3 protein-coding genes are annotated in these 7,772 nt (G+C 74.8%); 1 reads left to right on the top strand and 2 read right to left on the bottom strand.

The window, feature by feature from the left end; translation table 11 throughout:
* The coding region (locus ACYVOO_RS31460) for an acyltransferase domain-containing protein (protein ID WP_461019119.1) at window positions 1-3,739 on the bottom strand (3,739 nt) is incomplete at its 3' end.
* Window positions 3,736-5,469 (bottom strand): fatty acyl-AMP ligase, encoded by a 1,734-nt coding sequence (locus ACYVOO_RS31455; protein WP_461019118.1) that lies wholly within the window; start codon window positions 5,467-5,469, stop codon window positions 3,736-3,738. The genes ACYVOO_RS31460 and ACYVOO_RS31455, both read right to left, overlap by 4 nt.
* A gap of 357 nt (window positions 5,470-5,826) precedes the next feature.
* Between ACYVOO_RS31455 and ACYVOO_RS31450 the strand changes: the two genes are divergently transcribed.
* Window positions 5,827-7,317 carry an MFS transporter gene (locus tag ACYVOO_RS31450; RefSeq protein ID WP_461019117.1) on the top strand — a complete coding sequence of 497 codons (1,491 nt, stop codon included), beginning with the start codon at window positions 5,827-5,829 and terminating at the stop codon, window positions 7,315-7,317.
* Window positions 7,318-7,772: the final 455 nt, after the last annotated feature.

Raw genomic sequence — 7,772 nt, 5'->3', positions numbered from 1 at the left:
CGCCGAAGAGGGACTGCCAAGCGCGGGAGACGGCGCGTTCGGCGTCGTCGCGGGGAAGGACGCGCCCGGCGAAGGACCCGGCCCGTACCCGGACAGCGGCAGCGGGCGCGGAGGCGGGCGCCGACGAGAGCGGGCCCGGAAGCACGGCGACCGGTTCCTCCCCCTCCGCCTCCCCCTCCGCCTCCCCCTCCGCCTCCCCCTCCGCCTCGCTCTCGGCCCCCGCTTCGACCGTCGCCTCCGCGAGCCAGGCCGCCACGCCTTCCAGCGTCCCCTGCCGCAGCAGCACCTCCAGCGGAACGGTGACATCGAACTCGCGCTCCACGAAGGTGCGGATGCGCGCGGCCATCAGGGAGTCGAGCCCGAACTCGCCCAGGGGCAGCCGTGGGTCGAGCTGTCCGGCCGCGAAGCCGAGGATCTGCGCCGCCCCTTCGGCCAGCCGCTCCAGCACGGTGCGCGGCCCGGACACCCCGCGCCCCTCTCCCTCCTCCGCTCCCTCGCCCGCCGGAAGCGGCGCCGCGTCGAGCGGTTCGGGGTGCGGCCACGCGCCGGGCGCGCCGGAGTGGGCGGTGTCGGCCACCCGGCGCACCGGCGTCGGGACCCAGTGCTGCTGGTGCCGCCACGGCGGCGCCGGTACGTCGGCCACCCGCCCGCCCGGGTGGAGTTCCCCCGTGCGCGGCTCGGCGCCGTGCGCGTAGAGGGTGGCCAGCGCGGTGCGGAAGGTGCGCGCGTCGTCGCCGTCGCGGCGCAGCGTGGGCACGAGCAGCGAGGCACCGGCGTCCGCCGCGCGCAGTGTCTCGGAGAGCGGGTGGAGCTGGGTGGGGTGCGGGGAGATCTCGACGAAGGTGCGGTGCCCGTCCTCGGCCGCCGCCGTCACCGCCTGCGCGAAGCGCACGGGGCGCCGCAGGTTGGCGGCCCAGTAGTCGGCGTCGAAGACCGGGGGCTCGGGCGCCGCAGGGTCGCGGGAGGAGTCCAGCACCGTCGGGTCCAGCACCGTCGGGTCCAGCACCGTCGAGTAGAAGGGCACGGCAGGGGCCTGAGGGCACAAGTCCGCCAGCCCCGCCGTCAGTTCCGGCAGCAGCGGATCGACGTGCGGGGAGTGCCCCGCCACCGTGACCGGCAGCGCGCGGGCGAGCCCGCCGCGCTCGGTGACGTGCCGGACGATCCCGTCGATGTCCTGGTCGGAGCCGGTGACGACGCACTGCGTCGGCGAGGCGTGCACGGCCAGTTCGACGGTGGGGAAGCGTTCGGCGAGGGCCCGCACCTCCGCCGCCGCCAGCTCGACGGCGGCCATCGCGCCGCCCGTCAGCCGGGCCAGCAGCCGCGAGCGCAGCGCGATGACGCGCGCCCCGTCCTCCGCGTCCAGGCCGCCCGCCGCGACGGCCGCGGCCACCTCGCCCATGGAGTGCCCGACGACGGCCGCGGGCTCCACCCCGTGGGCCCGCCACAGCTCGGCGAGGGCCACCTGGATGCCGAAGAGCACGGGCATCACGACATCGGTCGTCGCCAACTCGGCTTCGGGGCGCAGGTGTTCACGCAGCGAGAGTCCGGCGTGTGCGCGCAGCAGCGGTTCCAGCCGGTCGACGGCGGCGGCGAAGGCGGGCTCGGCAGCCAGCAGCCGCCGTGCCATGCCGGGCCACTGCGAGCCGTAGCCGGAGAAGACCCACACGGGCCCGCCCGTGTGGCGCAGCGCCAGTTGCCCGTCGCCGATTCCGGCCAGCGGTGTGGGGCGGCCCTCGGCGTACGCGCTCAGCGCCTCGGCCGCCTCACACGCGCCGCCCGCGACGACGGCGGCGCGGAAGCGGCCACGCCCGGTGCGTCCGGTGAGGGTGCGGCCCAGGTCGTACGGGTGCGTCGCGCGCCCGCGCGGGGTGCCGAGCCACTCGGCGAGCCGGGCCGCGTACTCCCTGGTGCGGTCCTCGGTGGGCCCGTCGAGGAGCAGCAGTGCGGGCGCGCGGCCCTCCCGGTCACGCGACTGGTCACGCGCGCGCCGCTCTTCCGCGCCGGTGTCCCCGTGCGGCGCAGGACGCGCGGGGGGCTGGTGCTCCTGGAGGACGACGTGTGCGTTGGTGCCGCCGAAGCCGAAGGCGGAGACGCCCGCCGTGGCCGTCCCGGAGTAGCGGGGCCAGGGCTCGGGGTCCGCGGCGACGCGCAGGCCCAGCGCCTCGAAGTCGATGTGCGGGCTGGGCCGCTGGAAGTGGAGGCTGGGCGGGATCTCGTCGCGGTGCAGCGCGAGCACCGTCTTCACGAACCCGGCGATCCCCGCCGCTGCCTCCAGGTGGCCGATGTTGGTCTTGACGGAGCCGATGAGCAGCGGCTTGTCGCTGTCGCGGCCCGCGCCGAGCCGCGCCCCGAGCGCGCCCGCCTCGATGGGGTCGCCGAGCGCGGTGCCGGTGCCGTGCGCCTCGACGTAGTCGATGTCCTGCGGCGCCACGGGCGAACCGCACGCGCGGGTGTGGGCGCGGGCGAGGAGGGCGCGCTGTGCCTCGGAGTTGGGCGCGAGCAGCCCGTTGGAGCGGCCGTCGGAGTTGACGGCGCTGGAGCGGATGACGGCGAGCACGCGGTCGCCGTCGCGCTCGGCGTCGGACAGCCGCTTGAGCACCGCCACGGCACATCCCTCGCCGCGCACCATGCCCCCGGCGTCGGCGTCGAAGGCGCGGCAGCGGCCCTCGGGGTTGAGCGCCCCCATCCGCTGGAAGGCGAGGGTGATCGCGGGCGCGAGGAGCAGGTTGACGCCGCCGGCCAGCGCGGTGTCGCTCTCGTGGCCGGTGAGGCTGCGCACGGCGTGGTGCACGGCGACGAGCGAGGAGGAGCAGGCGGTGTCGAGGGCGAGGCTGGGGCCGCGCAGGTCGAGCGCGTAGGAGAGTCGGTTGGCGGCGATGCTCAGTGCCGCGCCGGGCGGGGTCCAGGCGTCGACGGCGCCGAGTTCGGCCGTGGTGAGCTGCGCGTACTCGTTGCCGCTGATGCCGATGAAGACGCCCGTCGCGGTTCCGGCGAGCGCGGAGGCGGGGACGGCCGCGTGGTCGAGTGCCTCGCGGGCGACCTCCATCACGAGGCGCTGCTGGGGGTCCATGACGGCGGCCTCGCGGGGCGGGATGCCGAAGAACTCGGCGTCGAAGCCCGCCACGTCGTCGAGGAAGCCACCGTGGCGGCTGACCTCCCCGGTCTCGTCCGGGGCGCTGAAGGGGTCCCAGCGGCCCTCGGGGACGACGGTGACGGCGTCGCGGCCCTCGCTGAGCAGTTGCCAGAACTCGTCGGGGCCGCTCGCGCCAGGGACGCGGCAGCCCAGCCCGACGACGGCAACGGCCTCGGGGCCGTGCCCGTCGCCCGCGCCGCCCGGTGCGGACGCCGGTACCGGTACCGGTGCCGGTACCGACGCGGACGCCGCTCCCGGGCCCGGCCCCGATCCCGATGCCGGGGCGGGGGAGCCGGAGGCGGCTGCCCGCGCCGCGCCCCCGGTCTCCCCTGCCCCGCGCCCCTCCGCCAGCTCCGTCAGCCGCCGCCTGAGCTGGGCGAGGGTCGGGAAGTCCCAGAGCAGCGTGGCGGGCAGCGGCTCCCCGGTGAGCAGGCTCAGCTCGGCCGCGATGGACACCGCGTCGGCGGAGGCGAGGCCGAGTTCAGCGAACGGACGGTCGTCGGTGATCTCCTCGGGCCGCAGCCCGTAGCGCTCGCACAGCCTGGTGACGACCGTGATGCGCAGCAGTTCCTCGCGCGGCACCCGGTCGCCGGTCAGCACGGTCATCGCAGGCTCCCCTCCAGATAGCGCTCCCGGCAGGCGGCGCGGGAGACCTTGCCGCTGGAGGTGCGCGGTATCGCACCGGGCGCCACCAGCAGGAAGTCGGCCAGCCGCACCCCGTGCCCCGTCGAGACGACGGCGCGGGCCGCGTCAGCCGCCGTGGCGCTGTCGCACTCGCCCTGCTCGGCGTCGCGGCCCCGCTCGGCGACGACGACCAGGCGCTCGGCGCCGTACTCGCCGGGGACGGTGAAGGCGGCGGCGCGGTCGCGGCGCACGACGGCCAGTTCGCGCTGGACGGTCTCCTCGATGTCCTGCGGGTAGTGGTTGCGCCCGTCGATGATGATCAGGTCCTTGAGGCGCCCGGTGACCAGCAGCGCGCCCTCGTGCAGGGCACCGAGGTCGCCGGTGCGCAGCCAATGGCCCTCCTCGCCCGCCAGCGTGGCGGCGAAGGTCTCGGCGCTCTGCTCGGGGCGGTTCCAGTAGCAGGCGCCGATGTTGGGCCCCTGGAGCCAGATCTCGCCGACCTCCCCGTCGGGCACGGCCGTGCCGCGCTCCGCGTCCACGATGCGCAGCCGCTGCCCGACGGGCGCGCCGCAGGTCACCACCGGCAGCGCCGACGCGTCGCTCTCGTCGACGGGCACGGCCTTGCCCTCGTTGAGCGCGGCGCGGTCGACGGCGAGCCGCGACGGCGGCGCGTCGAAGGGGTCGGCGCACACGAAGACGGTGGCCTCGGCCAGCCCGTAGGAGGGGCAGTGGGCCTCGGCGCGCAGCCCGCAGGGGCCGAACGCCTCACGGAAGCGGGTGACAGTGGAGGGGCGCACGGGCTCGCTGCCGTTGATGAGCACACGGACGCGCGTCAGGTCCAGCTCCGCCTTCTCGTCCTCGGTGACACGGGAGGCGCAGTAGTCGTACGCGAAGTTGGGCGCGGCCCCGACGACGCCCGGGTAGCGGGACATCAGCCGCAGCCAGCGCACGGGGCGCACCAGGAAGGACACCGGGTCCATGAGCACGGAGGGGAAGCCGCCGAACACGGGCGCGGCGACGCTCAGCACGAGGCCCATGTCGTGGAAGAGGGGCAGCCAGCTCACGGTGGTCGTCGCGTCGGCGTCGCGCGCGTAGACCGCGACGGCCTGGGAGGCGTTGGCGACGACGTTGCGGTGCGTCAGTGCCACCCCGGCGGGGACGCGGGTGGAGCCGGAGGTGTACTGGAGGTAGGCGACGTCCCCCGGCCCCGCCCTGCGCTCGACGGGCGGCTCCCACGCGGTGGACGGCAGCCCGTCGACGGTGAGCACGGGCGGCGCGCCGCGCTCCTGCCCCGCGAGGAAGTGGCTCACCGTCTCCAGCGACCCGGAGTCGGTGAGCACGCAGGCGGGTTCGCAGTCGGCGAGGACGGCGGCGAGCCGCCCCTCGTGTCCGGGGAGGTCCGGGGTGAACAGGGGGACCGCCACCACGCCCGCGTACAGGCAGCCGAGGAACGCCGCGACGTAGTCGAGCCCCTGCGGCAGCAGCAGCGCCGCACGGTCGCCGGGCAGCGCCGCGCGCTCCAGCCTCTCCGCCACGGCGAGGGCACGGCCGCGCAGACCGCTCCAGGTGAGCGATCTGTGCGTGCCCGCCGAGGCGTGGTCGCCGAACTCGACGGCCGTGAAGGCCCGTCGGGCTCCGCGCTGTCCGGCTCCGGCCCAGTGGTCCAGCAGATCGGTGAGCCGTTGATCCTGTGGGGAAGATGCGGGGGGCATGAAAAGGTCCTCCACGTTACGGGGACACCCAGGCTCACCAGGCAAAGGGACCGAGCAAATAGCGGCAATTGACAAATCTGCCGGTGGCACCTGTGAAGCGGATGCTGAGTGAACCCTGTCTTCGCAGGTCAGCGGCATTCCATAAATTCTGATGAAGCGTCACGGATAATTCTCACACCGTTCCCCGGGCCGTTTCCCGCGTGCTTACCCGAGTGACAAAGGCAGCGGTTCCGTTTGTCACCGGGGCGGAAAATGCCGCGCGAGGGGGCGCCGGACGGCGCGCGGGGGCCTAGAGTCCGCGTGCGGGCCCGCCGCCCCCGCCCGTCCGTTCGCCCGTCCCCTCAAGGAGCGCCGCCCGTGGGCCGTGCGCGCGCGTTCGCCGTGCTGGCGATGGTCGCCCTGTCCGGCTTCGTCGCGATGCTGGACAACACCGTCGTCCACGTCGCGCTGCCCTCGCTCCAGCGCGAACTGCGCCTCTCTCCCGAGGAGTTGGAGTGGGTGGCCATCAGCTACGTGCTCAGCTTCTCCACCCTGATGCTGCTGTGCGGGCGCCTGTGCGACCTCGTCGGGCGGCGCCTCGTCCTCGTCGTCGGGCTGCTCGTGTTCACCGCCGCCTCCGCGCTCGCCGGACTCGCGGACAGCGGCGCCGCGCTGATCGCGGCGCGCACCGTGCAGGGCGCGGGCGCGGCGTGTGTGATCCCGGCGTCGCTCGCCGTCGTGGCCAGCGACATACCGGAGAAGCGGCGCACCTTCGCCATCGGGGTGTGGACGGCCGCGCTCGCCGTCGCGCTGGCCTCGGGGCCCGTCGTCGGCGGCGTCGTGACCGAGCACTGGGGCTGGGAGTGGGTGTTCCTGCTGAACCTGCCCTTCGGTGTGACGGCCGCGCTGCTCGCCCTCGCGGTGCCGGCGCCCACGCGCGACACCCGCCGCGTGGGCGAACTGCTGCGGGTGCTCGACGTGCCGGGGGTGCTGCTGTCCGGCACGGCGCTGTACTTCCTCACCTACGGGCTCGTCGAAGGCGGCGAGAAGGGGTTCCGCACGGACCCCGTACCGCTGTGCCTCACCGTCGCCGCCGTGACCGGCCTCGTCTTCCTCGCCGTGGAAGCCCGCACGTTCCTGCCGCTGATCGACCTGCGGGCCTTCCGGGTGCGCACCCTCTCCGGGGGTGTGGTCGCGCAGATGCTGTGGGGGGTGGGCCTGAACGGGGTCTTCTTCTTCACCTCCCTCTACCTCCAGCGCATCCTCGACTTCTCCCCCACCGAGGCCGGGCTGGTCTTCCTGCCGCTGGCGGTGGTGCTGCTCGCGGTGACCCCTGCGGCGGAACCGCTCTCGAAACGGCTGGGCGCGCACCGGGTCATCGCCGCCGGTCTCGGCATGGTCGCGTGCGGCCTGCTGCTCGTCTCCATGGCGGGCGGCGACGCCACCTACGCGGGCCTCCAGCCCGGACTGGTCCTCATGGGGGTGGGCTCCGCTTTCACCGCGCCCATGACGGTTGCGGCGCTCGCCGACGTGCCCGAGAGTCGCTCGGGGACGGCATCGGGGCTGGTCAGCACGGCGCGCGAGGTGTCGGGCGTGTTCGGGATCGTCGTGGTCGGCGTGGTGCTCGCCCGTCGCCAGCGCGACGTCCTGGGCGACGGGGGTACTCCCGACGCGGCGTTCCTCGACGGCTACGAGACGGGGCTGCGGCTGGCTGCGCTGCTGGTCCTGTGCGGTTCGCTCGTGGCGCTGGCCACGCTTCGGCGCACGGGCCGCCACCGTTCCCCTTCGCGGGGTGCGGAAGGAAACGGGGGCGCTTCGTTCGTCGGGGGTGTTGCGCGGGACGGTTCGCCGGTGTGGTGGGTGCCGTAGGGTCCCGCGCTGATTTTTGTACCCCTGTCCGGGGGTGCCGTCGTGTGGCTTGGCGCCGTGTTCGGGTGCGGGCCGGTGGCTACGGCGCGGCGTGTGGTTGCGGTGCGTCGCGGCTGGCGCCGCGTGGTTCTTGGCTTGTGCCGGTGGTTGTGGGGTTGGTGTGTGGTGGGGGTCGGTGCCGTGCCGGGGTGTCTCCTCGGGCGGCGACAAGTGCGGGTCGGTTTTTCGGCTGCCTGCTGGTGGGGGTCGGTGCCGTGCCGGGGTGTCTCCTCGGGCGGCGACAAGTGCGGGTCGGCTTTTCGGCTGCCTGTACATACTCGTCGCCACCACTTGCGGGGACACCCCACCACGTCCCCTCCCACCCGGTGGCCAACCTCCGGCCGGTGGTCCCTGAGGCTGTTGCCATGCTGTGGACCGGTGCCTCATCGGCACCCATGCGCCCGCCCCCGTACCGC

Source organism: Streptomyces daliensis (assembly GCF_054782395.1).
The sequence above is the reverse complement of the archived record's forward strand: the minus strand, read 5'-3'. Positions and strand labels throughout refer to the sequence as shown.

What these genes read in the sequence shown, in the direction of transcription:
- ACYVOO_RS31455 (WP_461019118.1), bottom strand. Translation starts at nt 5,469, where the DNA reads ATGCCCCCCGCATCTTCCCCACAGGATCAACGGCTCACCGATCTGCTG.